Below are 22,106 nucleotides of genomic sequence, written 5' to 3'. Positions count from 1 at the left end.
CTCAGCTCTCGTCGGTGGGACGGACGGTGACGCTCGCGCCCGGGGCAAGTTCGACGGTCCGCTCGGCGGCGGCGAGGGCGAGCTCGAAGGTGCGCGCCACGGGGGCCAGGTTGTGCAGCGTGAAGCCGTCCGGGCCGAGTTCGTACGAGAGCTGGTAGGCCTCCTGGGCCAGGGTGACCGAGCCGGGGCCGGTGAGCCTCGGGGCGATGCGCAGGTCGGCCGTCAGCGAGGGGCGTACGCCCAGGTACTCGTGGATCAGCACCCAGGCGAAGACGTTCGGGTATTCGTAGTAGTGGGCGGCGCCGTGCCAGTTGCTGCCGTCGGTGTAGTAGACGTGGCTCATGTCGTAGCGCTCGCCCATGACCCAGTCGTCGGCGGCCCCCTGCCGGGCCACCTTGTGCAGCTGGTCGAGCAGCATCGCGCCGTTGCCGCGCCAGGACCAGAAGGCGGCGTCCCAGCACCAGTAGCGGCCGGCGGCGCAGAGGTCGTACGGGCCGCCGTCGCCGATCTCGGCGGGGGTGTAGTCGGCGATGCGGGCGGCGAGGAACGTGGGGAAGCGCTGGAACTCGTCGAGCTCGCGGTCGACCAGGGCGACGGCGTGGCGGGCCTGCTCGGCGCCGGCCGCCCCGAACATCACCGGCAGCACGTTGGCCAGCAGGTGGATGTGGTCGTGGACGACGCCGGAGCGGTCCACCCAGTCGACGAAGCGATTGTTGCCGGGATCCCAGTAGCCGGTGGGCAGTGGCTGGGCGAGCGCCCCGGCGAGGGCGGTGGCGCGGGAGGTGTAGTGCGCGGCGCGCCCGGGGCGGTCCAGGAGCTTCTCCAACTCGGCGAGGAGCTCGAAGGAGCGCAGGGCCAGGGCCGCGGCGAGGGTCTCGCGGCCGTCCTTGATGACCTGATCCTCGTAGTACACGTCGGACCAGAGCCGGCCGAGCGGATCCATGCAGGCCTCGACGCACGACGCAGCGCCCTCGAGGTCGGCGATGTGCTCACGCAGCCAGCCGAGGTCACGCGTGCGGGCCAGGTAGAGCCAGACCGACTCGATCACCTCGACGTTGCCGGTGACCAGGAACATCACGGCGTTCTGCGTCCCGTCCTGACTGCTGCGACGCACGTGGTACTCGCGCTCGCCGTCGGGCTGGACCGCGCACGGATCGCGCCAGAGTTGTTGCGGGTCCTCGCGCATGAGTCGCAGCTGCAGCTCGATCATTCGGCGGACCACGTCGAGGTCGGTCGCGCTGCCCCAGGCGAGCCGCCCCTTGATCTGGAACTCGTGGTCGACGTCGGGATAGGTGCCCACGTACTTGTCGGCGAGCGTGCTGATCACGTACCCGTCGGGGTCGGGGTAGTCCGCCGCGGCCGTCCGCTCGATCACGCTCGGCAGGATCGTGCCCCAGTAGAAGCCGGCGAGCGCGTCGGCCAGCTCGGGCCCGCCGGGGAAGCCCAGGGTGAACCCGGCGCCGTCCACGTCGGCGTGCGGGCGCGCCCGGTGGCTGGTCAGCGTCGCCCTCCCGGCCCGCACGGTCACGTGACAGCCGTCGTCGCCGAAGCGCACCGACAGGTCGGCGTCGGCGGTGATCGCCCAGGCCGGTTCCGTGGCGGACGGAGACTCCGGCAGCACCCAGCACCGGCCGCGCCCGGTCAGCGGCCGGCTGGTCGCGTCGCTCGGCAGCACATAGCGGCCGTTCACGCCCTTGTCCAATACGAAGACCGGGCCGGCGGGGAGGTGGAGCTCGAGGGGCGCCGCCCCGTCGACTGTCCAGTTCCGGTCGTCGATCCGGGTGAGGGTGCCCGCTGTCGAGGGGAGCTGCGTGTCAACCATCGGCGACTTCCTTGCTGGTGGTGGGCTTGCGGTCCGTGTAACCGCCTTGTAACTTGCAACACAGCAACGCAATCTTGCAATGAATTCTTACAAGGCGAAGGTAACACCATGCGAGAGGAACCGGAGCTATGACGTCTAGGCTTGCCCGCGCCGGGGCTGCGGCCCTGGGAGTCGTCCTCGGCCTGAGCGCGCTCACCGCGTGCGGTGGCGCCGGCGGTGGTGACGACGGCGATCTCACCGAGGCGCAGACGATCACCGTCTGGACCTGGGACCAGCCCGGCAAGGGCCTCGAGGCAGCCGTGCCCGCCTTCCGTCAGAAGTTCCCGAACATCGACGTCACGATCGAGAACGTGGGCAACCCGGCGATCTACGACAAGGTCACGACCGGCCTCGCGGCCGGCGGCTCGGGCCTGGCGGACGTGGTCAACCTCGGCATCGACTACGTCGGCAACTACACCGAGACCTTCCCGGACGGCCTCGCCGACCTGACCGAGCTGGGCGCCGGCGACGTGGCCAAGGACTTCCCACCCGGGATCTGGGCGAGCGGCTCCTCCGGCGACGGCGTCTACGGCATCCCGTACGAGGTCAACACCGCCGCGGTCTACTACCGCAAGGACCTGTTCCAGCAGGCCGGCATCGACGTCACCAAGCTCGCCACCTGGGACGACCTGCTGGCCGCCGGCGTCACGCTCAAGCAGAGGACCGGTGCGTTCCTGTTCGGGCTGGACAAGGCCGCCGCCGAGGCCGACGCCGCGAACCTCTGGCAGACGCTCGCCCGCCTGGAGGGCACCTTCTTCTTCGACAAGGACGGCGCCATCACGCTCAACGACCCCGGCAGCGTCAGCGCGCTCACCTTCCTCAAGAAGGCCAACGACGCCGGGGTCGTCGCCGACGTCCCGGGCGGCTGGGACAACTTCATCGCCCAGGTCAAGGGCGACACCAAGGTCGGCGTCATCCCCGGCGCCTCCTGGGTGGCCGGCGTCTTCCCGACCGACGCGCCGGACCTCAAGGGCAAGTGGGGCATGCGGGCGCCGTTCGCCATGAAGCCCGGCGGCCTGACCTCGGCGCTGAGCGGGGCCACCTACCTGTCGGTCACCGGCGCCAGCGAGCACAAGAAGGCCGCGTGGGAATTCGTGAAGTTCGCCCTCGCCGACCTCGACGGGCAGAAACTGGTCTACCAGGGCTCCGGGCTGTTCCCCGGCTACATGCCGATGTGGGAGGCCCCCGAGTTCCAGGCGCCCAGTGACTACTTCGACGGGCTCAACGTGAACCAGTTCTTCGTCGACGAGCTGAAGAAGGAGACGTCGCCCAGCTACTACACGAAGGACTATGCCCGGGCGCTCAAGGCCTTCACCGACGCCCAGAGCCAGGTGCTGCTCAAGGGCGCCGACCCGAAGCAGGCGCTCGACGGCGCCGCCGACCTGCTCGCCCAGCAGACCGGGCGCAAGGTCGCGTAGCAGTTCGTGCCGATGCGGGCGCCGGGACCCCGGCGCCCGCACTCTCCGAGACGAGTGTCGATGACCTCCACCACCCACCCGGCGCCCCGGCGCCGGCTGCGCAACCGCGCCACGCCGCTGCTCTTTCTGTCGCCGGTGATCGTCCTGTTCCTCGCGTTCAAGGCCTATCCCGTCGGCTACGCCCTCTACCTGAGCCTCACCACCCGCGAGCACGGCGACGAGGTCTTCGTCGGGCTGCGCAACTTCCAGCGGGTGTTCACCGACCCGCTGTTCTGGACAGCCTTCCGCAACACCGCGGTCATCCTCGTCGTCCAGGTCCCCGTCATGCTGGGACTGGCGATCCTGCTCGCGGTCGCGTTCAACTCGAAAATGCTGCGCGGCCGGTCGATGTTCCGGGTCGCCTACTTCGTGCCGATCGTGATGGGGCTGATCGCGTACGGGATCCTCTTCTCCGCCCTGCTCAACCGGGACAACGGGATCCTCAACTTCCTGCTCACCTCGGTGGGGCTGCCCCGCATCTCGTGGCTGGGCGACCCGTTCTGGGCCCGCATGTCGATCGTGCTGTCACTGACCTGGCACTACCTCGGTTACAACGCGGTCATCTACCTCGCCCAGCTCCAGTCGATCTCCCAGGAGCTCTACGAGGCGGCCGCCGTCGACGGCGCCTCGCGGCGGCAGCAGTTCCGCCACGTCACCCTGCCCGGGCTGCGGCCGGCGATCGTGCTCACCGTCGCGCTGTCCACCATCGGCACGCTGCAGCTCTTCGAGGAGCCCTACGTGCTGACCAACGGCGGCCCGGACAACGCGACCCTGACCATCGGCATGTACCTCTACCAGAACGCCTTCCAGTACTTCGACTTCGGCTACGCCTCGGCCATCGGCTACGTGCTGACCGCGATCGTCGTCGTGCTGACCCTGGGCCAGCTGCTCGTCACAAGGAGGCGGTCGCAGTGAGCACCGTCAGGAAACCGGCCGGCTCCGGTGCCGTCCTGACCGTCGGCATCGCCCTCGGCGCGGTGGTGATGGTGGCGCCCTTCGTGTGGCTGGTCATCGCCACCACGCACACCACGGCCGACATCTTCGCCACCCCGCCGAACCTGCTGCCCGGATCGGCGTTCTGGGACAACCTGCGCGGGCTCTTCGTCGAGCAGGGCTTCGGCGCGGCGATCCGCAACTCGGTCGTGGTGTCCACCACCTCGACGGTGCTCGGCGTGCTGATCTGCAGCATGGCCGGCTACGCCTTCGCGAAGTTCAGCTTCCGCGGCCGCACCGTCATCTTCGGGGCGATCCTCGCCTCGATGACGCTGCCGTCGCAGGTCACCCTCGTGCCGCTCTTCCAGACCATGGTCACGCTCGGCTGGCTCAACACCTATCCGGCGCTGATCCTGCCCAACCTCGCGGTACCCTTCGGCATCTTCCTGATGCGCCAGTCGATGCTCTCCGTGCCCGACGAGCTGATCCAGGCCGCCCGCATCGACGGCGCCGGCGAGCTGCGGGTCTTCTTCCGGATCGTGCTGCCGGTGATGAAGCCCGCTCTCTCGGCCCTGGCCATCTTCCTGTTCCTCGGCCAGTGGAACGACTTCGTCTATCCGCTGACCGTGCTGCGCACCAAGGATGCGTACACGATCCCGGTGGCGCTCGCCTCGTTGCAGGGCATCAGCTCGACCGACTACGGTCAGTTGCTCACCGGCACGTTCCTGTCGGTCGTCCCGGTGCTCGCCCTCTTCCTGTTCCTGCAGCGCCAGTTCGTCGCGGGGCTGCTCGCCGGGTCGGTGAAACAATGAAGTCCGACGACGGATCGCGGAGGAGTGCCATGGCGGCGGCCGGTGACGAGGGCCAGACCAGGAAGCGCCGGCCCTCGGCGGGCAAGACCAACCTGGCCGCGGTCGCCGAGCTGGCCGCCGTGAGCGAGGCCACGGTCAGCCGGGTGCTCAACCGGAAGTACGGGGTGTCGGCCGCCACCCGGCAAGCGGTCGAGGAGGCGCTGCGCAAGGTCGGCTACGAGCGCCCGCTGGACCGCGAGCTGGTCCTCGTGCTCACCCCGAGCCTGCGGAACCCGATCTTCGCCCAGCAGGCCGAGCGGATCGAGAACGAGCTCAGCCCGCACGGCCTCAAGACGATCATCTGCCCGGTCTACCCGGGCACCCCGCACGAGCGTGACTACGTCGAGGCCCTGATCGACTCCGGCGTCGCGGCCATCGTCTTCCTGTCGTCGAGCAACACCCTGCGTAACGCGGATCACCAGGTCATCCACCTGATCAACAACCGCGGGATCCCGTACGTGTGCATCAACGGCGGTTTCCCCGACACCGTGTCGCCGATCGTCTCCACCGACGACTGGCGGGCCGCCGAGATCGCCGTCGAGCACCTGCACGCCTTCGGGCACCGGCGCATCGGGCTGCTCGCGGGGCCGGTCGGCAACATCCCGGCCGACCGGCGCGTCGAGGGCTACGTGCGGGCCATGGAGCGCCGTGGCCTCGAGGACTTCGTCGTCCGGCACCACTTCAACTTCGAGGGCGGTCAGCAGGCGGCGACGACCCTGCTCGGGCAGGGTGTCACCGGCATCGTGGCCTCCAGCGACGAGATGGCGCTCGGGGCGTTCCGCGCCGTCGAGCGGGCCGGCCTGCGGGTGCCCGCCGACGTCTCGATCATCGGGTACGACGACTCGCCGCTGCTCGACTACACCAACCCGCCGCTGACCACGGTGCGGCAGCCGACCGAGCGCATCGCGGAGAACGTGGGCCGGCTCGTCACGGCGCTGATCGGCAACCGGCCGGTGAGCACCGACGAGATCCTCATCGAGCCGGAGATCCACCTGCGCGGGTCGACGGCGCGTCCCCCGGAGTGAGGCCGCGGTCCCTCGCAAGAGCTACCGCGGAATGCCCACTGGAGAGGGTGTCAGGGCGGATCTGCGGGCTCTAACGTTGCGGTCGTTCGTGATGCGGCCGTTCGTGAAGGGAGCCGAGGATGACGTTGCCGGATCCCGGTCGGGCGGTGACCCTCGACGAGGTCGCCGGCTTGCTGCGGGCCCTCAAGGTGTGGGCGGGCGACCCGTCCTACGAGGCGATCACCGGCCAGGTCAATCAGGGCCGGGCGGACGCGGAGCGGGTCGGCCGGTCGACGGTGGTGGACTGCTTCCGGTCCGGGCGCAAGCGGCTGGACCAGGAGCTCGTCGTGGCGGTCGTCGCCGCCCTGCACCCGGAGCCCGGCTATGTGAACCAGTGGCGTCAGGTGCTGCGGGTCATCACCGGGATGGCCCGGGCGCCCGGGCAGGTGCGGGTGATCGGCGAGCTGCCGCCGGAGCTCGCCGGGTTCACCGGCCGGGCCGAGCTGATCGAGCGGTTGTGCCGCGAGCCGGGCGGCGTCACGGTGCTGCGGGGGATGGCCGGCGCCGGCAAGACCCAGCTGGCCGTGCGCGCGGGACATCAGCTGATCCGCGATCGCCTGGTCGACCAGGTGCTCTTCGTCGACTTGCGAGGGTTCCATCCCGACCGGACGCAGCCGCCGGCCGACCCGGCGGCGGTGCTCGACGGCCTCTTGCGGTCGCTGGGCGTGCCCGGGCAGCTGGTGCCGCTGGCCCTGGCCGAGCGGGTCGCCCTCTATCGGCAGCGGCTCGCCGGGCGCCCGGTGCTCGTGGTGCTCGACAACGCCGCCGACGAGGAGCAGGTGGCGCCGTTGCTGCCCGGCGCCCCGGCCGGGTCCGCCGCGCGGCGTGCCGGCCCGGCGGGCGAGCCGGTCGTGTTCGTCACCAGCCGGCGCGCGCTGGCGGTGCCCTCGGCGGCCGAGGTGCCCGTCGAGCCGTTCACCGCCGAGGAGGCCGAGGGCTTCCTTGCCGGGGCGCTCGCCGGCCTTCCGGAGGGGGAGGACCCGCGGGCGGGTGGCCGGATCGCCGAGCGCTGCGGCCGGTTGCCGCTCGCCCTGGCGCTGGCGGCGGGCCAGATGCGCTCCCGCCCGGGCTGGACGGTGACCGACCACGCGGACCGGCTCGACGACCGGCATGCCGGCGGCCGGCTGGAGTTCGGGGTGGAGCTGGCGCTCGACCTCTCCTATCGCGCGCTGTCCACCGACGGCCGGCGGCTCCTGCGCATGCTGGCCCTGCATCCGGGCAGCTTCGATGCCCCGGCCGCCGCGGCGCTCGCCGCCACGAGCCCGGAGACGGCGGCCGGGATGCTCGCCGAGTTCGCCCGGCAGCACGTGGTGACGGCGCTCGGCGACGGCCGCCACGTCCTGCACGATCTGGTCCGCGCCTTCGCCGCCGTGCGGGGGCTCGAGGAGGACCGGCGGGCGGACCGGCGGGCCGCGTTGAGCCGGCTGCTCGACCACTTCCTCGCCGTGGCCGGCCGGAGCGAGGACGCCGGGCTCGACACTCTCGTCGCCTCGGTGCGGATCCCCGTCACCGCCCACGACCGGCCCGGCTATGGGGCCGCGCTGAGCGCCGCCCTGCACAAGCGGCTGATCATTCGCGGACGCCACCAGGATGCCCTCGCCGTGCACGGCCGCGCCGCGCAGGAAGCGCTGGACCGGGGCGACCGGTCCCAGCACGCCCGCGCGGTGTTGCGGATCGCCACGACCGAGCTCGCGCACTCCCGCCATCGGGCCGCCCTGGAACACCTCGACAGGCTCGCGGCCGGTGGCTACGGCCCGTCCGCGCGGGCAGGGGGTGAACTTCTCGCCGGCGACGCGGAGATCCGGCTCGGGGTGCTCACCTACCGCGCCATCGCGTCGGTGCACCTCGGACGGGTGGGTGATGCTCGTCGCGACCTGGCGCGGGCCGTGGAGGCGGGGCGGCGCGCAGGGGCACGGGCCGAGCTGGTGCACGCGCTGCTCGGGCTGGGCACCGCGGAATACCTTCGCGGCCGCTACGGCCGGGCCGTCGAGCACTACACGGAGGGCGCGGCGCTGGCCCGGGACGACGGCGACCGCTGGGAGGAAACGGCGCTGCTGACCAACCTGGGCGAGGCCGAGGTGCGGGCGGGCCGGCTCGACGCGGCCGGGGAGCATCTCGTCCGGGCGCTGCGCCTCTCGTGGGAGCTGGGCAACCCGGTCATCGAGGCGAGCATCCTGGACGCGCTCGGCAGCCTGCACCTCGCGCGCGGCGACCACCGGGCGGCCCGCGACCACTACCGGCGCTCGCTGCGCCTCAGCGACCGGGCCGGTTCCCGCTACGGGGTCATCTGCTCGACGAACGGACTCGGTCACGCGTTCCTGGCCGCCGGGGACGACCGGGCGGCCATCGCCCACTACACGGAGGCCTACGCGGGGGCGGCCGCCCCGGACGTGCGGGACGCCGAGCAGCAGGCGCTGGCCCAGACCGGCCTCGGCGAGGCACACCGGCGGCTGGGCAACCTGCCCGAGGCGCGCCACCATTTCGGCCGGGCCGAACAGATCTGGCGCGACCTCAACCCGCAGGAGGCTGCCCGCGTCACCGCCGTCCTCGCCGCCGTCTGACCAGCCGCGTCGCCGGCACCGGGCAGGTGCGGCGCGGAGCCGGCCGGGGGAGGGCGGGAGCCGGGCGGTCACCGGGCCGGGGAAGGCGGCTCGGGCGAGGCGGGTGCGGGTTCGAGCGCCTGGGGGCCGGGCCTCACGGGGGCGAAGGCCCGGCCCCGGAACGGGCCCGGCGGCGGCGGGAGGAGGCCCGGCGCCTGCGGCGAGATGATGATCGATTGCAGGGTGGCGGGCGGTCCACAGGTCCGTACGAATCCGTACGGGGTTCGCGCTTTCGGGCGGCGCGGGGTGGGCCGATGGGGCAAGGGGCTGTGGATTCGTGTGGAGTGCCGGACAAGGGGGAAGAGCCCGTCCAGCGTTGTCCGGCGTGAGACAGACGAAGAAGATCACGACGATGGCGGCCGCCGTCGTTGTCACGGTGCTCGGGCTGACGGCGTGCGAGGCGGCCGATGACGAGGACACGCCGGCGGTCGACCGTACGGCTGCGGCGCCGCAAGCCCCGGCGGCCGCGACCATCGCGTGGGGTGCCTGCCCGGAATTGGCGCAGGGTGCACCCGCGCGGGACCCGCGACAGAAGTGCGGGGTGCTGCGGGTGCCGCTCGACTACAAGCACCCGGACGGCCCGGCGATCGACATCGCGGTCTCGCGGCTGTCGACCGGCGAGGCAGGCGCGGAGGGCGGGACGCGGGAGCCTCTGCTCGTCAATCCCGGCGGCCCCGCGCTGCCGGGACTCGACACCCCGAGCGCCCTCGCCCCCACGCTCCCTCCCGAGGTGCTGGCCAAGTACGACCTGATCGGCTTCGACCCCCGCGGCGTGGAGCGCAGCACCCCGCAGACCTGCGGCCTGGGCGACGTGCCGAACGTCGCGCTGTTCCCCTATCCGGCGGCGGACGGTTCGATCGCCAAGAATGTCGAGTTTGCCAGGACAACCGCCCAGAAGTGCGCGTCCAACGCGAACCTCAAGTTCTTCACGACCGCCAACACCGCCCGGGACATGGACCGGATCCGGGAGGCGCTGGGCGCGGACAGGATCGCCTACTGGGGCCAGTCGTACGGGACCTATCTCGGCGCGGCGTACGACATGCTCTTCCCGCAGCGCACCGACAAGATGGTTCTCGAGGGCAACGTCGATCCGGCCAAGGCGTGGGCCGGCGAGGTGGCCGGCTGGGGCAAGGGCATGTCCGAGCGCTTCCCCGACGCCGCCGCCGTCGCCGCGAAGCAGACCGGCAGGACCCCCGCGCAGGTGACCAAGGACTATCTGGCCCTCGCGGCCCGGCTGGACGCCAAACCCGCCACCATTCCCGGTACGCCGATGAGCCTCGACGGCGCTCTGCTGCGCAACCTCACGTACGCGATGCTCCTGCACAACGAGACCCTGCCGGTCCTGCCGAAGGTGTGGCAGGCGGCCGCGCACCTGGCCGACGGCAAGCTGACCGACGCGGACACCGCCGTGATCAAGGAGGTGTTTCCGGGGACGGCGCCCACGCCCGGGGTGCCGGCGGACAACGCGGCCACGATGTTCCTGGCCCTGATGTGCGGGGACGTCGCCTGGCCGGCCGGGGTGGACGGCGTGCGGGAGGCGGTCGAGGCGGACCGGGCCCGGTGGCCCCTGACCGCGGGCATGCCGGTGAACGCGTGGACCTGCGCCTTCTGGCCGGGCAAGCCGCTGGACGCCCCCATTGAAGTCACCGACCAGGGCGCCCGCAACGTCATGGTCCTGCAGAACCGCCGCGACAACGCCACCCCGTGGGACTCGGGCGTGGGCCTGCGCACCGAGCTGGGCGGGCGTGCCGTGCTGGTCGGTGTGGACAACGGCGGCCACTACGTCTACCACGCCGGCTCGGCGTGCGCGGACCGGGCCACCGTCGCCTTCCTCGCCGGAGGCACACTCCCGACCGGCGACGTGACCTGCGATGACGTCACGTCCGGCTGACTGACGGCGACCTGGTCAGCCCGGTTCTTCCCGGACCGGGCTGTCCGGCTCGTCGCGCAGGTACAGGTACCAGTAGGACGTGGCGACGAAGACCACCGCGCCGACCAGGTTGCCGGCGAAGGCGAGGGCCCAGTTGCGCAGGGTGTCGTCCTAGCCCAGGCCGGGCACCCCGGCGAAGATGGCGGCCGGCAGGAAGAACATGTTCGCGATGAGGTGGTCGAAGCCCATGGCGACGAAGGCCATGATCGGGAAGAAGATGCCCAGGATCTTGCCGGAGACCGCGTCGGCGGCCAGCGAGATCCACACGGCGAGGCACACCAGCCAGTTGCAGCCGACCGCGCGCAGGAAGATCTGCCAGTCGGTCTCGTGCAGGCCCTTGGCCTCGGCGATCACGGCCAGCCGCTCGTAGGCCAGCGCGCCCGGGGTGCCCGCCTCGCTGCCCAGGCCGCCGATGACGCCGGTCTGCACGGCGAGGAAGTAGGCGACGAAGACCGCGCCGGCCAGGTTGCCGATCAGCACCAGCGAGAAGTTGCGCAGCACGTCGCCCCAGGACAGCCGGCCGTGCATGGCGCTGATCGGCACCAGCAGCATGTTGCCGGTGAGCAGGTGCGAGCCCGCGATCAGCACGAGCACCAGCCCGAGAGTGAACGCGGCCCCGGTGAACAGGGTCGGCAGGCTGCCCCAGATCTCCGGGTCGAGCCCGGCGGAGACGGTGATCGCGACCAGCCCGCCGAAGGCGATGTACGCCCCGGCGAGGAACGATCCCACCAGCGTCTTGTCCCAGCGCAGGGCGGCCTTCTCGGCGCCGCTGCCGACGGCGGCGCGGGCGATCTCCGGCGGTTTGCGTGCCATCGCATCCGCCTACCCGGTGACGCGTGGCCCATGCCGCCGGCGTTGTGCACATCGTGGACCGTGGCCGTCCCCCGACCGGGGGACGTCCCCCGACCGGGTGGTTGACCAGAAGTAGGCGGACGTCAATTCTGTGCCGGATCTCAAAAGGAGGGCCGATGAGCCGGAGCGCGACCGCCCACACCATCCGCGGCCGGATCACGCGCATGGTGGCCCCACCGCTGGCGGCCATGCTTGTGCTTCTCAGCGTCATCTCGGCCGGGGAAATCTCCGGCTACCGGGCGGCGGCCACGACCGACGAGCGGGTCAGCGTCGTCCTGAGCCTGCAGAGCCTCGTGCAGCAGCTGCAGGACGAGCGGGGCGTGACGACCGGCCTGCTCGCCGGGGACGAGACGCTGCGCGGCCGGCTCTCCGCCGTACGCCAGCAGGTCGACGCCCGCCACGCGCAGGTGCGCGACCTGCTGGCCGGCGGCGACGAGCTGGAGGAGCAGGCCGAGGAGGCGCTGGGGCAGCTGGACGGGCTGGCCGAGCTGCGCGGCGGGGCGGACTCCGGCGACGCGGGGCGGGCGGAGGTCTTCGAGTCCTACACCGAGACGATCGGCGAGCTCGGCGAGATCTTCCTCGACCTGGAGACCGTGGCCGACGACCGGCTGCGGCGCGGCGCGGAGTCGCTGGAGCAGCTCAACTTCGTCAAGGAGGCGAGCGCCCAGGAGCGGGCCTTCGTGACCGGGGTGCTGTCGGCGGGCGGGTTCCGGGCGGGCGAGTACTCGCAGTTCGCCGGGATCGTCGCGCGGCGCGACCTGGCGCTGGGGGAGTTCGACGAGTTCGCGAGCCCCGAGGCGGCGGCGGCGAAGACGGCCGTGCTGGGCAGCGCGGCCGCGACCCGGGTCCGGTCCCTCGAGGCGACGGTGCTGGACTCCGGCGACGGCCGGACCCTGCGGCTGGACGCCGGGGCCTGGTCGTCGTCGACCGCCACGCTGCTCGGGGACCTGGCGGGGCTGGGGGAGCAGATCGGGGCCGCGGTGCGGGACCGGGCGGGGGAGCTGCGCGAGCAGGCGGCCGTACGCATCTCGGTGCTGGCCGCGATCGTCCTGGCCTGCCTGGCCGGATCGGTCTACCTGGCCACCTCCGGCACCCGGTCGCTGGCCGGGCCGCTGGCCGCGCTGGCCGACGAGGCGAACAGGCTGGCCGGGCAGCGCCTGCCCGAGGCCGTCCGGCGGGCGGCGGCCGGGGAACGCGCGGGACCGCCCGAGCCGGTGCCGGTGGCGCCCGGTGCGACCCGCGAGATCGGGCAGGTGGCGGAGGCGTTCGGCCGGGTGCAGCAGACGGCGTACACGCTCGCCACCGAGCAGGCGCAGCTGCGGCGCACCAGCGCCGAGTCGCTGGCCAACCTCGGCCGGCGCAACCAGAACCTGCTGCGCCGCCAGCTGGGCTTCATCACCCGGCTGGAGCAGGAGGAGGCCAGCCCGGCCGGCCTGGCGAACCTGTTCGAGCTCGACCACCTGGCCACCCGCATGCGCCGCAACGCCGAGAGCCTGCTGGTGCTGGTCGGCGCCGCCAGCCCCCGGCAGTGGGCCGGCCCGGTGCCGCTGACCGACGTGGTGCGCGCCGCGGTGTCCGAGGTGGAGGAGTACCGGCGGGTGACGCTGCGCAAGATGGACGACGCCCTCGTGCAGGGCTCGATGGCCGGCAGCCTGGCGCACATGCTCGCCGAGCTGGTGGAGAACGGCCTCTCCTTCTCGCCGCCGGACCTGGAGGTCGAGGTCCACGGGCGGCGGATCGGCGACGGCTACCTGGTCGCCGTCTGCGACCAGGGCGTCGGCATGACCGCCGAGGAGATCGACCGGGCCAACCGGCGGCTGCGCGGCGAGGGCGAGGGCGAGTTCGTGGTCGCCCCGGCCCGGTTCCTGGGCCATCACGTGGTGGGCCGGCTGGCCCGGGAGCTGGGCGTCGACGTGCAGCTCACCCCGTCGGCCGTCACCGGGCTGACGGCGCGGATCAGCATCCCCGCCGCCCTGCTGACCGAAGAACCGCAGCCGCGGGAGGAGGAGCGTGTGCGTCCCAAGGTCGACGAGGTGGACTACGTGGTCCTCGAGGACACCGCGACCCTGTTCCTGGAGCTCGACGACGCCGCCCGTACGCCCAATGGCCTGCGCAAACGCACCCCGCGCAAGCACCGTGCCCGCCCGCCGGCGCCCGCCGCCGCCCCGCAGCCGTCGGTGGCCGTCGCCGGTTCGCCGGACGCCGTCGGGGCCCGCCTGACCGCCCTGCGCGACGGCATCCAGCGGGGCAGCCACCGCACCATCCAGGAGGAGACCCGATGACCGCTGACGCGCCGCCCGCCGACCGGCACCAGTTCAACTGGCTGCTGGGCAACTTCGTCCACCAGACCGACGGGGTACGCGACGCCGTGGCGGTCTCGTCGGACGGCCTGCTCATCGCCGGCTCGGACGGCCTGGGCCGGGCGGACGCCGACCAGCTGGCCGCGATCGTGTCGAGCATGGCCGGGCTGGCGCGCAGCGCGTCGCGCCGCTACGACTTCGAGGGCCTCAAGCTGGTCATGATCGAGATGCGCCGCGGCTTCCTCATCATCTCGGTGATCGAGGGCGGCAGCTGCCTCGGCGTGGTGGCCGGCGGCGAGTGCGACGTCGGCCTGGTCGGCTACGAGATCTCGCTGCTGGCCGAGCGCTTCGGTGCCCTGCTGACGCCCGCGCTGATCGCCGAGTCCCGGCAGTATCTGCCGCGATGAGCACCTGGTCCGCGGACGAGGAGCCCGTCGTACGCCCCTTCATGCTCACCGGCGGCCGCACCGAGCCGATGCGCGAGGGGCTGCGGATCGAGACCCAGCTGCGCGCCGCCCCCGCCGCCCTGTCGGCGCCGCTGCGCTTCGAGTCGCGGCGCATCGTCGAGCTCTGCCAGCGGCCCCGGTCGGTCGCGGACCTGTCGGCGGCGCTCGGGGCGCCGCTGGGCGTGGTCCGCGTCATCGTGGCCGACCTGATCACCCAGGGACTCGTGCTCGCGGACGACGCGGAGCCGATGTCCACCGCCTTGATCGAGAGGATCAGAGACCGTGTCCGCGCGCTCTAGCACGGCGCCCGCGCCGCCGCCGATCGCCGTCAAGATCGTCGTCAGCGGCGGCTTCGGCGTCGGCAAGACCACCTTCGTCGGCGCCGTCTCGGAGATCGAACCGCTGGTCACCGAGGCCGAGCTGACCGAGCGGTCGATCGGTGTCGACGACACCTCGGCGGTCTCCGGCAAGACCACCACCACGGTGGCGCTGGACTTCGGCCGCATCACCCTCGACGAGGCGCTGCTGCTCTATCTCTTCGGCACGCCGGGGCAGGACCGGTTCGCCTTCCTCTGGGACGACCTGGTCGACGGGGCCCTCGGGGCGATCGTCCTGGTCGACACCCGGCGCATCGAGGACTGCTTCCCGGCCCTGGACTACTTCGAGGAGCACGACATCCCGTTCATCATCGGCGTGAACACCTTCGACGGCGCCCGCCGCTTCGAGCACGCCGAGATCCGTGACGCCCTGGGCCTGGGCGCGGATCTGCCGCTGGTCGAGTGCGACGCGCGGCACCGCGAGTCGGTCAAGCAGGTCCTGGTGGCGCTCACCGAGCGGGTGCTGAGCCGCCGCCTGGCGCAGCTGCCGCGGTACGCGACCTGAGCGCGGCCCGCCGGGGCCATTTCCGCTGGTTACCACCCTTTCGGGGGACCGTCCACGTGTGACGGTCGCGGAGGCCGGGTAGATCACTGGCATCGGACGAACGCCCCCGAAGGGAACAAAACAATGGCTACTGCAACTCACGCCCCCACCCACACCGGCAGCACCGACGTGTCGGTCCGGCGCTCGCACGGCGAGGAGACGAAGCCGTCCTGGAAGACCACCGAGCTGATCGTCTACGTGCTCGCCGTGATCGGTGTGCTCGTGGCCTCCAACGTGGTGGGCGACGGCGCGGCGAACAACGGCGCCGACTACTTCGCGGCCGACAAGGCGTGGTGGTACATCACCCTGCTGACCATCGGCTACATGGTGAGCCGGGGCCTGGCGAAGGCCGGCAGCCGCAGCTCGGACCACGACGCGCGCACCCGCTGATCGCGCACGAGCGGGGCCCGGGAACGCTGTTTCCCGGGCCTCGCGTGTGTCCGCCGGGGCCCGGGAACGCTGCTTCCCGGGTCCCCGCCGCGTCCCGGCCGCGTCCCGGCCGCGTCCCCGCCGCGTCCCCGTCGCGTCCCCGCCGGGAGGACCCGGGAAGACCGGGAGGTTAGCCGCGACCATGCCGGGTAGGCGGCCACCGGGACGGCCGGCGACCGGCCGGGCGAGCGGTGATGCGGAGGCGCGACGTGCGAGCGATGGTGTATCGGGGCCCCTACCGGGTGCGGACCGAGGAGAAGGACCGGCCCGGGATCGAGCATCCCAACGACGCGATCGTGCGGGTCACGCGGGCGGCGATCTGCGGCTCCGACCTGCACCTCTATCACGGCCTCATGCCGGACACGCGGGTCGGCATGACCTTCGGGCACGAGTTCGTCGGCGTCGTCGACGAGGTCGGACCCTCGGTGCGCAACCTCAAGGCCGGCGACCGGGTCATGGTGCCGTTCAACATCTTCTGCGGTACGTGCTACTTCTGCGCCCGCGGCCTCTACTCCAACTGTCACAACGTCAACCCCAACGCCACGGCGGTCGGCGGCATCTACGGCTACTCGCACACCACGGGCGGCTATGACGGCGCACAGGCGGAGTTCGTCCGCGTGCCCCTGGCCGACGTCGGCCCGAGCCTCATCCCGGACTGGCTGGACGAGGACGACGCGGTGCTGCTCACCGACGCGCTCGCCACCGGATATTTCGGGGCGCAGCTGGGCGACATCGTCGAGGGCGACGTGGTGGTGGTCTTCGGCGCCGGCCCGGTCGGGCTCTACGCGGCCAAGTCGGCGTGGCTCATGGGCGCCGGCCGCGTCATCGTCATCGACCACCTGGACAACCGCCTGCAAAAGGCGGCCGAGTTCGCGCACGCGGAGACCTACAACTTCGGCGAGTACGACGACATCGTGGTGCACCTGAAGAAGCTCACCGATCACCTCGGCGCCGACGTGGTGATCGACGCGGTGGGCGCCGAGGCCGACGGCAACGCCACCCAGCACATCACGTCGGCGAAGCTGAAGCTGCAGGGCGGCTCGCCCGTCGCGCTCAACTGGGCGATCGACAGCGTTCGCAAGGGCGGCACGATCTCGGTGGTGGGCGCCTACGGGCCGCTCTTCAGCGCGGTGAAGTTCGGCGACGCCATGAACAAGGGCCTCACGCTGCGGATGAACCAGTGTCCGGTCAAGCGGCAGTGGCCCCGGCTCCTCGAGCACGTCAAGAACGGCTATCTCAAGCCCAGCGACATCGTGACGCACCGGATCCCGCTGGAGCACATCGCCGAGGGCTACCACATCTTCTCGTCCAAACTCGACGGCTGCATCAAGCCCCTGATCGTGCCCTGAGGAGATCCCGTGCCCTACACACCCGAGAAGCCCACGATCGCCGAGACCAGCGAGCAGCTGCGGGCCCGCATCCCCGGCTGGGGTGCCGATCTCGACCCGGCCGACCGCCCGTCGGTGCCCCGCGAGCGGTTCGACCCGTCCGCCACCGGCGCCTGGTGGGACATCCCGGAGCAGCAGCCCGAGAAATACCCGCGGGAGCGCTCGGTCGAGCACGGCCGGCTCACCCCGGTCTTCGGGACGGCCACCCCGCCGAGGGGCGTGTCCGGCGCCATCCGCCGCCTCGCCTACAAGCGCTACAGCGAGGGCCGCGCCGCCCACTGGCTGCTGCTCGTCGCCGCGGACCGGGTGGATGCCGCCGGCAGCACGCTGGGCTCGGTCTTCACCCGCCGGCCGGACAACCTGATCGCGGAGACCGGGGTGCTCGGCGAGGTCGGGGCGCACCCGGTCGCCTCCCGCACGGGCAACCGCGTCGACGTACGCCACCAGGCCCTCGACCCGATCATCGTCGCCGGGCCGTGGGTGCTGGCGGGCGGTCTCGCGTACGTGCTGGTCCGGTCGATCGTGCGGCGCCGCTTACATTGATCTTCGTTGACCCCTAGCGTGTCGTCATGGGGTTACGGGCGCCGGCCGTGGTGGTGGCTCTGCTTGCCGTCCTGCTGTTGCCCGGCCCCGCGTCGGCCGACAGCGGCCCGGCCGGCGCCGACGTCAGCGTCGCACAGAGTCTCGGCGACCGGGAGCTGACCGTCGTCCTGCGCCGCGTGACCAGCGTGCCGGGGCCGTTGCAGGTCGACGTCGTCTCGCACGCGGGCGGCCCGGCCGGGCAGTTGACGCTCGGCGTGGCCCCCCAGGACGGCCCGGATCCCGGGGTGCCGGCCGGCCGGGCGACACTCACCCTGAGCATGCGGCCGGGCCCGGCGGCGGTCACGCTGCCGATCGACCGGGCCGGGCCGTGGGAGCTCTCGCTCGCCGACGGTACGCACACCGCCCGCATCCCGTTCGTCGTCCACGCCGTGACCCCGAGCCCGCCGGAGCGCTACGTCTACGGCGGGTTCGTCGCCGCGGGCGTCTGCCTGGCCGTGGCGCTGGTGACGGGGGTCGTCTCCCGGCGGGTCTGGGCGGCCCTCATCCCCGGCGCGGGAGTCGCCGCCGGGGTGGCCGTGGCCATCGTCGCCGCGCTCCTGTCGGCCGCGCAGCCGGCCCCCGCGCAGTCCGGCGCCGACCTCGATCCGACGGGCGCCAATGCGAGCGATCCCTACGCCGGAGCGGTGCGCACCACGGACCACTCCCGCCCGCCGCTGACCCTGGCCCTCGGCCGGTCGTCGCTGCCCGCCGCGCCACGCACCATCGTGGACCTGTCCGTGACCGACGCCGCCAACGGGCTGCCGGCCGACGATCTCGTCGTGCACGACGGCGGGCTCATGCACCTGATGGTCGTCACGCCCGGCGGCACGCTGCAGCACCTGCACCCCGTACGCGTGGCACCCGCCCGCTTCCGGGTGACGGTGGCGACGGCGGAGGGCGGCCACTATGCGCTCGCCGCCGAGGTCGCCCGGCGTGGCGGTGGCGTCCAGCTGCTCCGCACCGGTTTCATCGTGACCGGCGGGGTGGCGAAGCCGGTCAGGGCCGTGCCGCCGCGGGGAAGCGCCACGATCGACGGCGTACCGGTGCAGGTGGCCCTGCCGGATCCCGTGGCGGGCAGGCCGGTCACCCTGCGCGCCCGCATCGGCGAGGAGGCGGATCTGCAGCCGTGGCTCGGGATGCTCGGGCACCTCGTCGTGGTCGGGCCGGGCGATGCCGCCCGGGACGCCCCGGTGTGGCTGCACGCCCACGCGATGGATGCCGCGACGGCGATGGACGGGACGATGGCGGACATGCCCGCGATGGTGCCGATGGGCACGGCGGCGGGCGCGACGCTGCCGGACGAGACCGTCGCCGCGTACGGCCCGGTCGTCGGCTTCACGCTGGCCTTCCCGCAGCCGGGGACGTACCGGCTGTGGGTGCAGGCGGAGAAGGACTACCGCGTGGTCACGGTTCCCGTCACGGTGGCGGTGAGGGCGGCGTGAGGTGGGTGACGGCGGTGGTGGTCGCGCTGGCGGCGATCGCTTGCGCGGCTTTCGCCCGTACGGGTGAAGCGGCGCGACCCTCCGCGGCGAGCGCGACCCACGTCGTGGTCCTCGGCGTCGCCACGGTCCGCACCGGCGCGCGCGATCTCGACCTCACCGTCACCCCCCCGCGACGGGCGGCCGGTCACGGCGAGCGGCCTCGAGGTCCTGGCCGTGCTGCCCACGACCGGCTATGTGAGCCCCGTGCACACGGCGGTCCCGCGCGGCGGCACCGCGTTCCGGGTGACCGCGGTGCACCTGATGGCCGCCGGGCACTGGCAGATTCTCGTGACCCCGCCGGGCGCCACCGACCGGCTCGTGCTTCCGCTGACCGTCACCTCCTGAAGGGATCGAGGATGTCGCGACCCGCAGCAGCGCAGATCGGAGCCGGCACGGTGCTTCTCGGCACCGCGCTGTCGCTCACGGGCATCATGTGGGACGTCCAGTGGCACGTGGACGTCGGGCCCGACACGTTCTTCACCCTGTCCCACCTCATGCTCTACGCCGGCAGCGCGGTCTCCGGCATCGGCGCCCTCGTCATGGTCCTGCGCGCCACCGCCGCCCACCGCGCCGGCCGCGCGACCGACCCGGCCGAGGGCGGCCGCCCGATCACCGTGCTGCGGGTGTTCACCGCGCCGCTCGGCTATCTGGTCGCCGGGGCGGGCGCCGCGATGTTCCTGCTCTACGGGCTCATGGACCTGTGGTGGCACACGGTGTACGGCTTCGACGCGGTGCTCGGCTCCCCGCCGCACGTCGCCCTCTTCAGCGCGATCACCGTCACCATGGTCGGCGCGGTCATCGTCTACGGCTACGCGTCCGACCGCCGCTGGGGCCGGGCCGGGCTGGCGATCGCCCTGCCCATCCTGATGACCTTCAGCCCGCTCACCACGAACGCCTTCGACGCGATGCCGCTCCCGGTCGACGCGGGTACCGTCGGCTCCACGCTGTTCGGCGTGCTGTGTCTCGTCCTCGGCCTGGCCGTCGTCGGCCGGCCCGGCTACACCCTGGTCATCGCCGTGGTGCTCGGGGCCATGCAGGCGTTCTTCTGGTGGTTCGCGCCGTGGGCCTCCCACACGTACGCGGCCGCCACCGGCCTGCCGCTGCGCGACAACCTCGCCGACCGGGCGCCCGCCCTCCCCGCCCTGAGCCCGGTGTTCCTGCTCCTCGTCGCCCTCGTCATCGAGGCCGTCTTCCGGTACGCCCGCCGCACCGGCGGCTCGCCCCGCTGGACCCCGCCGATCGCCGGCGCCCTCGGCGGCCTGGTCCTGGCGCTCACCCTCGACCTGCAGCGCCCGCTGATCCACAACGGCCGGTTCTTCGCCGACCTGCTCGTCGCCGACGCCGTCGCCGGGCTGCTGGCCGGCGCGCTCGGCGCCTACGCCGGCTACCGCTTCGCCGGCATGCTCCGCGGCGAGACCGTGCCCCGCGAACCCGCCGTCCGCGCGCTGGGAGCCACCGCATGATCCGCCGCACTGCCGTCGCCGTCGTCGCCGCCCTCGCCCTGGTGGCGGGGTGGGCGAGCCCGGCCGCCGCCTACGAGCCGGTCGAGATCGTCCACACCGAGCTCGCCCAGGTCGGCCCGTACCAGGTGACGGTCGGCTTCTCGGAGTGGCCGCTGCGGGCGATGCAGTCGCTGGACTTCACCTTCGTCCCGGAGGGCGGCATCGCCGGCAAGTCCGGCACGGTCGAGGAGATCGGCGCCGGCCCGCGCCCGGTGGGCCGGGGCGAGCCGCTCGCCCGGCACCCGCGCAAGCGCGACGTGTGGGGCATCGACGTGCATTCGCTCGACTACGCGGGCACCTATCGGTTCGCCTTCCGCATCGACGGCCCGCAGGGCCCGGGTGAGGGCTCGACGGCACCGCTCACCGTCCTGGCACAGCCGGGCCCGCCGCTGGGCCTCAGCTGGGCGATCTCCGGGCTGCCGTTCGCTGCCCTGCTCGCCTTCCTGGTGGTGGCGTGGCGCCGCACCCGCCCGGGCCGCAAGCTGCTGCCACTGCCCGCCTGAGCCGGCCCGCCGGCGTCACACCTCGGCGGTGCGCACCTCGCCCGAGCGGTGCAGGGCGAAGCCGGCACCGACGCCCGCGACGAGGACGCCGGCGAGCAGGGCGAGGGTCACGGCGGGGGAGAGGTCGAGCAGCACGATCAGGAGCACGAGCGGCACCCCGGCCCCGGGCCAGGCGAACGCCCCGCGGATCCGGCGGCCCAGGCCCGCCTGGAGGACGGCGGCGCCGAGCAGGTAGCCGGCCAGGCTCAGGGCGAGCACCCAGCGGGTGCCCGGGCTCAGGTGGCCGTCGCTGCCGTGCAGGACGGCGTGTTCCAGGCCGACGGCGGCGGCGGCCAGCGCGACGGCGATCGGCAGGTGGGCGTACACGTAGAAGTCGTGCACGCCCTGGCGGGTGTGCTCGCCGCCCTCCTCGGCCAGCCGGCGCTTGGCCGCGCCCCCGGCCAGGTCGAAGTAGATCCACCACAGGGTCACCGCCACCACGAAGGCGAGGGCCGCGGAGCCGACGACGTGCGCTCCCCAGCCCGCGTCGTGCAGGCCGGTGACCACGGCGGCGACCGATTCGCCGAGGACCAGGATGATGAAGAGCGCGAACCGCTCCGGCAGGTGGTCCATGTGCAGCGGGACGGCGTGCTCGAGGCGGGCGGTCACGGCGGGGCCGATCAGGTCGAGGGCGATGCCGGCGGCCCAGAGCCAGTAGCGGCCGGGTGCGGGCACGGCCAGGGCGATCAGCCAGACCACGGCGCTGACGGCATGACCGATCAGGTACGGGCCGATGGCGCGCCGTGCGTGCTCGACGTGCCGCCACGCCCGGGCGTAGCCGGCGACCAGGGCCAGCCGGACGGTCACGTACCCCAGGACGAACCAGTGCTCGTCCGCCTTGCCGACCTGGTCCACGGCGGCGGCCATCGCGACCACGCCCGCCATGCCGGCCAGGGTGAGCAGGCGGAAGATGCTGTCGTCGGTGTCGAAGCGGTTGGCGTACAGGGTCGTGCTCGCCCAGGACCAC

The 22,106-nt window shown here is 72.8% G+C and carries 20 protein-coding genes; 17 read left to right on the top strand and 3 right to left on the bottom strand.

Annotation, left to right across the window (positions count from 1 at the left end; translation table 11 throughout):
* Nucleotide 1: 1 nt before the first annotated feature.
* Nucleotides 2-1,822: a glutathione S-transferase family protein gene (locus RBH18_RS20330; RefSeq protein WP_306210085.1), complete on the bottom strand. Its 1,821-nt coding sequence runs from the start codon at nt 1,820-1,822 to the stop codon at nt 2-4.
* Between the two features lie 128 nt (nt 1,823-1,950).
* Here RBH18_RS20330 and RBH18_RS20325 point away from each other — a divergent pair, with 128 nt between their 5' ends.
* The 6 genes from RBH18_RS20325 (at nt 1,951) to RBH18_RS20300 (ending at nt 10,657) form a co-directional block, all read left to right on the top strand.
* On the top strand, nt 1,951-3,279 hold the full coding sequence (locus RBH18_RS20325) for an ABC transporter substrate-binding protein (protein WP_306210083.1): 1,329 nt from the start codon (nt 1,951-1,953) through the stop codon (nt 3,277-3,279).
* A gap of 60 nt (nt 3,280-3,339) precedes the next feature.
* Entirely contained in the window at nt 3,340-4,233 is an 894-nt protein-coding gene (locus tag RBH18_RS20320; protein ID WP_306210081.1) for a carbohydrate ABC transporter permease, read from the top strand.
* Nucleotides 4,230-5,063 carry a carbohydrate ABC transporter permease gene (locus tag RBH18_RS20315; RefSeq protein WP_306210079.1) on the top strand — a complete coding sequence of 278 codons (834 nt, stop codon included), beginning with the start codon at nt 4,230-4,232 and terminating at the stop codon, nt 5,061-5,063. Before RBH18_RS20320 ends, RBH18_RS20315 begins: the two co-directional genes overlap by 4 nt.
* 29 nt (nt 5,064-5,092) lie before the next feature.
* Nucleotides 5,093-6,127, top strand: coding sequence for a LacI family DNA-binding transcriptional regulator (locus RBH18_RS20310; RefSeq protein WP_306210077.1), 1,035 nt, complete (start codon nt 5,093-5,095; stop codon nt 6,125-6,127).
* A gap of 119 nt (nt 6,128-6,246) precedes the next feature.
* Complete coding sequence (locus tag RBH18_RS20305) at nt 6,247-8,727, top strand: tetratricopeptide repeat protein (protein WP_306210075.1); 2,481 nt, start codon at nt 6,247-6,249, stop codon at nt 8,725-8,727.
* A 364-nt stretch (nt 8,728-9,091) separates the two neighbouring features.
* A complete protein-coding gene (locus RBH18_RS20300) occupies nt 9,092-10,657 on the top strand; it encodes an alpha/beta hydrolase (RefSeq protein ID WP_306210072.1) in 1,566 nt (521 codons plus the stop codon).
* Between the two features lie 150 nt (nt 10,658-10,807).
* Here RBH18_RS20300 and RBH18_RS20295 read toward each other — a convergent pair whose 3' ends face one another.
* Complete coding sequence (locus RBH18_RS20295) at nt 10,808-11,509, bottom strand: formate/nitrite transporter family protein (protein ID WP_306210070.1); 702 nt, start codon at nt 11,507-11,509, stop codon at nt 10,808-10,810.
* 155 nt (nt 11,510-11,664) lie between these two features.
* On the opposite strand from RBH18_RS20295, the gene RBH18_RS20290 reads away from it, so the two are divergent.
* The 11 genes from RBH18_RS20290 to RBH18_RS20240 all read left to right on the top strand — a co-directional run bounded on the left by RBH18_RS20290 (nt 11,665) and on the right by RBH18_RS20240 (nt 21,100).
* On the top strand, nt 11,665-13,830 hold the full coding sequence (locus RBH18_RS20290) for a sensor histidine kinase (RefSeq protein WP_306210068.1): 2,166 nt from the start codon (nt 11,665-11,667) through the stop codon (nt 13,828-13,830).
* On the top strand, nt 13,827-14,255 hold the full coding sequence (locus tag RBH18_RS20285; RefSeq protein ID WP_306210066.1) for a roadblock/LC7 domain-containing protein: 429 nt from the start codon (nt 13,827-13,829) through the stop codon (nt 14,253-14,255). The genes RBH18_RS20290 and RBH18_RS20285 overlap by 4 nt, the downstream gene beginning before the upstream one ends.
* On the top strand, nt 14,252-14,593 hold the full coding sequence (locus tag RBH18_RS20280; RefSeq protein ID WP_306210064.1) for a DUF742 domain-containing protein: 342 nt from the start codon (nt 14,252-14,254) through the stop codon (nt 14,591-14,593). Before RBH18_RS20285 ends, RBH18_RS20280 begins: the two co-directional genes overlap by 4 nt.
* Nucleotides 14,577-15,176: a GTP-binding protein gene (locus RBH18_RS20275; RefSeq protein WP_306210062.1), complete on the top strand. Its 600-nt coding sequence runs from the start codon at nt 14,577-14,579 to the stop codon at nt 15,174-15,176. The genes RBH18_RS20280 and RBH18_RS20275 overlap by 17 nt, the downstream gene beginning before the upstream one ends.
* A 123-nt stretch (nt 15,177-15,299) precedes the next feature.
* Nucleotides 15,300-15,605, top strand: coding sequence for a hypothetical protein (locus tag RBH18_RS20270; RefSeq protein ID WP_306210061.1), 306 nt, complete (start codon nt 15,300-15,302; stop codon nt 15,603-15,605).
* Nucleotides 15,606-15,862: 257 nt separating this feature from the next.
* The gene (locus RBH18_RS20265) at nt 15,863-16,993 is read left to right on the top strand and encodes a zinc-dependent alcohol dehydrogenase (protein WP_306210121.1); all 1,131 of its coding nucleotides are present in this window, start codon (nt 15,863-15,865) and stop codon (nt 16,991-16,993) included.
* 9 nt (nt 16,994-17,002) lie between these two features.
* Nucleotides 17,003-17,575 carry a hypothetical protein gene (locus RBH18_RS20260; protein ID WP_306210059.1) on the top strand — a complete coding sequence of 191 codons (573 nt, stop codon included), beginning with the start codon at nt 17,003-17,005 and terminating at the stop codon, nt 17,573-17,575.
* 26 nt (nt 17,576-17,601) lie between these two features.
* Nucleotides 17,602-19,056: a hypothetical protein gene (locus RBH18_RS20255; protein ID WP_306210057.1), complete on the top strand. Its 1,455-nt coding sequence runs from the start codon at nt 17,602-17,604 to the stop codon at nt 19,054-19,056.
* Between the two features lie 213 nt (nt 19,057-19,269).
* The gene (locus tag RBH18_RS20250) at nt 19,270-19,440 is read left to right on the top strand and encodes a hypothetical protein (protein ID WP_306210055.1); all 171 of its coding nucleotides are present in this window, start codon (nt 19,270-19,272) and stop codon (nt 19,438-19,440) included.
* A gap of 11 nt (nt 19,441-19,451) precedes the next feature.
* Nucleotides 19,452-20,558: a hypothetical protein gene (locus RBH18_RS20245; RefSeq protein ID WP_306210053.1), complete on the top strand. Its 1,107-nt coding sequence runs from the start codon at nt 19,452-19,454 to the stop codon at nt 20,556-20,558.
* A complete protein-coding gene (locus RBH18_RS20240) occupies nt 20,555-21,100 on the top strand; it encodes a hypothetical protein (RefSeq protein WP_306210051.1) in 546 nt (181 codons plus the stop codon). Before RBH18_RS20245 ends, RBH18_RS20240 begins: the two co-directional genes overlap by 4 nt.
* Before the next feature lie 15 nt (nt 21,101-21,115).
* Here the strand turns inward: RBH18_RS20240 and RBH18_RS20235 are convergent.
* Nucleotides 21,116-22,106: low temperature requirement protein A (locus RBH18_RS20235; protein ID WP_306210049.1), on the bottom strand; the 991-nt coding region annotated here is incomplete at its 5' end.

Source organism: Actinoplanes oryzae (genome assembly GCF_030757795.1).
Classification (GTDB): Bacteria; Actinomycetota; Actinomycetes; order Mycobacteriales; family Micromonosporaceae; genus Actinoplanes.
The sequence above is the reverse complement of the archived record's forward strand: the minus strand, read 5'-3'. Positions and strand labels throughout refer to the sequence as shown.

What these genes read in the sequence shown, in the direction of transcription:
- RBH18_RS20290 (WP_306210068.1), top strand. Translation starts at nt 11,665, where the DNA reads ATGAGCCGGAGCGCGACCGCCCACACCATCCGCGGCCGGATCACGCGC.
- RBH18_RS20255 (WP_306210057.1), top strand. Translation starts at nt 17,602, where the DNA reads ATGGGGTTACGGGCGCCGGCCGTGGTGGTGGCTCTGCTTGCCGTCCTG.
- RBH18_RS20285 (WP_306210066.1), top strand. Translation starts at nt 13,827, where the DNA reads ATGACCGCTGACGCGCCGCCCGCCGACCGGCACCAGTTCAACTGGCTG.
- RBH18_RS20320 (WP_306210081.1), top strand. Translation starts at nt 3,340, where the DNA reads ATGACCTCCACCACCCACCCGGCGCCCCGGCGCCGGCTGCGCAACCGC.
- RBH18_RS20325 (WP_306210083.1), top strand. Translation starts at nt 1,951, where the DNA reads ATGACGTCTAGGCTTGCCCGCGCCGGGGCTGCGGCCCTGGGAGTCGTC.
- RBH18_RS20245 (WP_306210053.1), top strand. Translation starts at nt 19,452, where the DNA reads ATGTCGCGACCCGCAGCAGCGCAGATCGGAGCCGGCACGGTGCTTCTC.
- RBH18_RS20310 (WP_306210077.1), top strand. Translation starts at nt 5,093, where the DNA reads ATGGCGGCGGCCGGTGACGAGGGCCAGACCAGGAAGCGCCGGCCCTCG.
- RBH18_RS20330 (WP_306210085.1), bottom strand. Translation starts at nt 1,822, where the DNA reads ATGGTTGACACGCAGCTCCCCTCGACAGCGGGCACCCTCACCCGGATC.
- RBH18_RS20280 (WP_306210064.1), top strand. Translation starts at nt 14,252, where the DNA reads ATGAGCACCTGGTCCGCGGACGAGGAGCCCGTCGTACGCCCCTTCATG.
- RBH18_RS20240 (WP_306210051.1), top strand. Translation starts at nt 20,555, where the DNA reads ATGATCCGCCGCACTGCCGTCGCCGTCGTCGCCGCCCTCGCCCTGGTG.
- RBH18_RS20295 (WP_306210070.1), bottom strand. Translation starts at nt 11,509, where the DNA reads ATGGCACGCAAACCGCCGGAGATCGCCCGCGCCGCCGTCGGCAGCGGC.
- RBH18_RS20305 (WP_306210075.1), top strand. Translation starts at nt 6,247, where the DNA reads ATGACGTTGCCGGATCCCGGTCGGGCGGTGACCCTCGACGAGGTCGCC.
- RBH18_RS20265 (WP_306210121.1), top strand. Translation starts at nt 15,863, where the DNA reads ATGGTGTATCGGGGCCCCTACCGGGTGCGGACCGAGGAGAAGGACCGG.
- RBH18_RS20270 (WP_306210061.1), top strand. Translation starts at nt 15,300, where the DNA reads ATGGCTACTGCAACTCACGCCCCCACCCACACCGGCAGCACCGACGTG.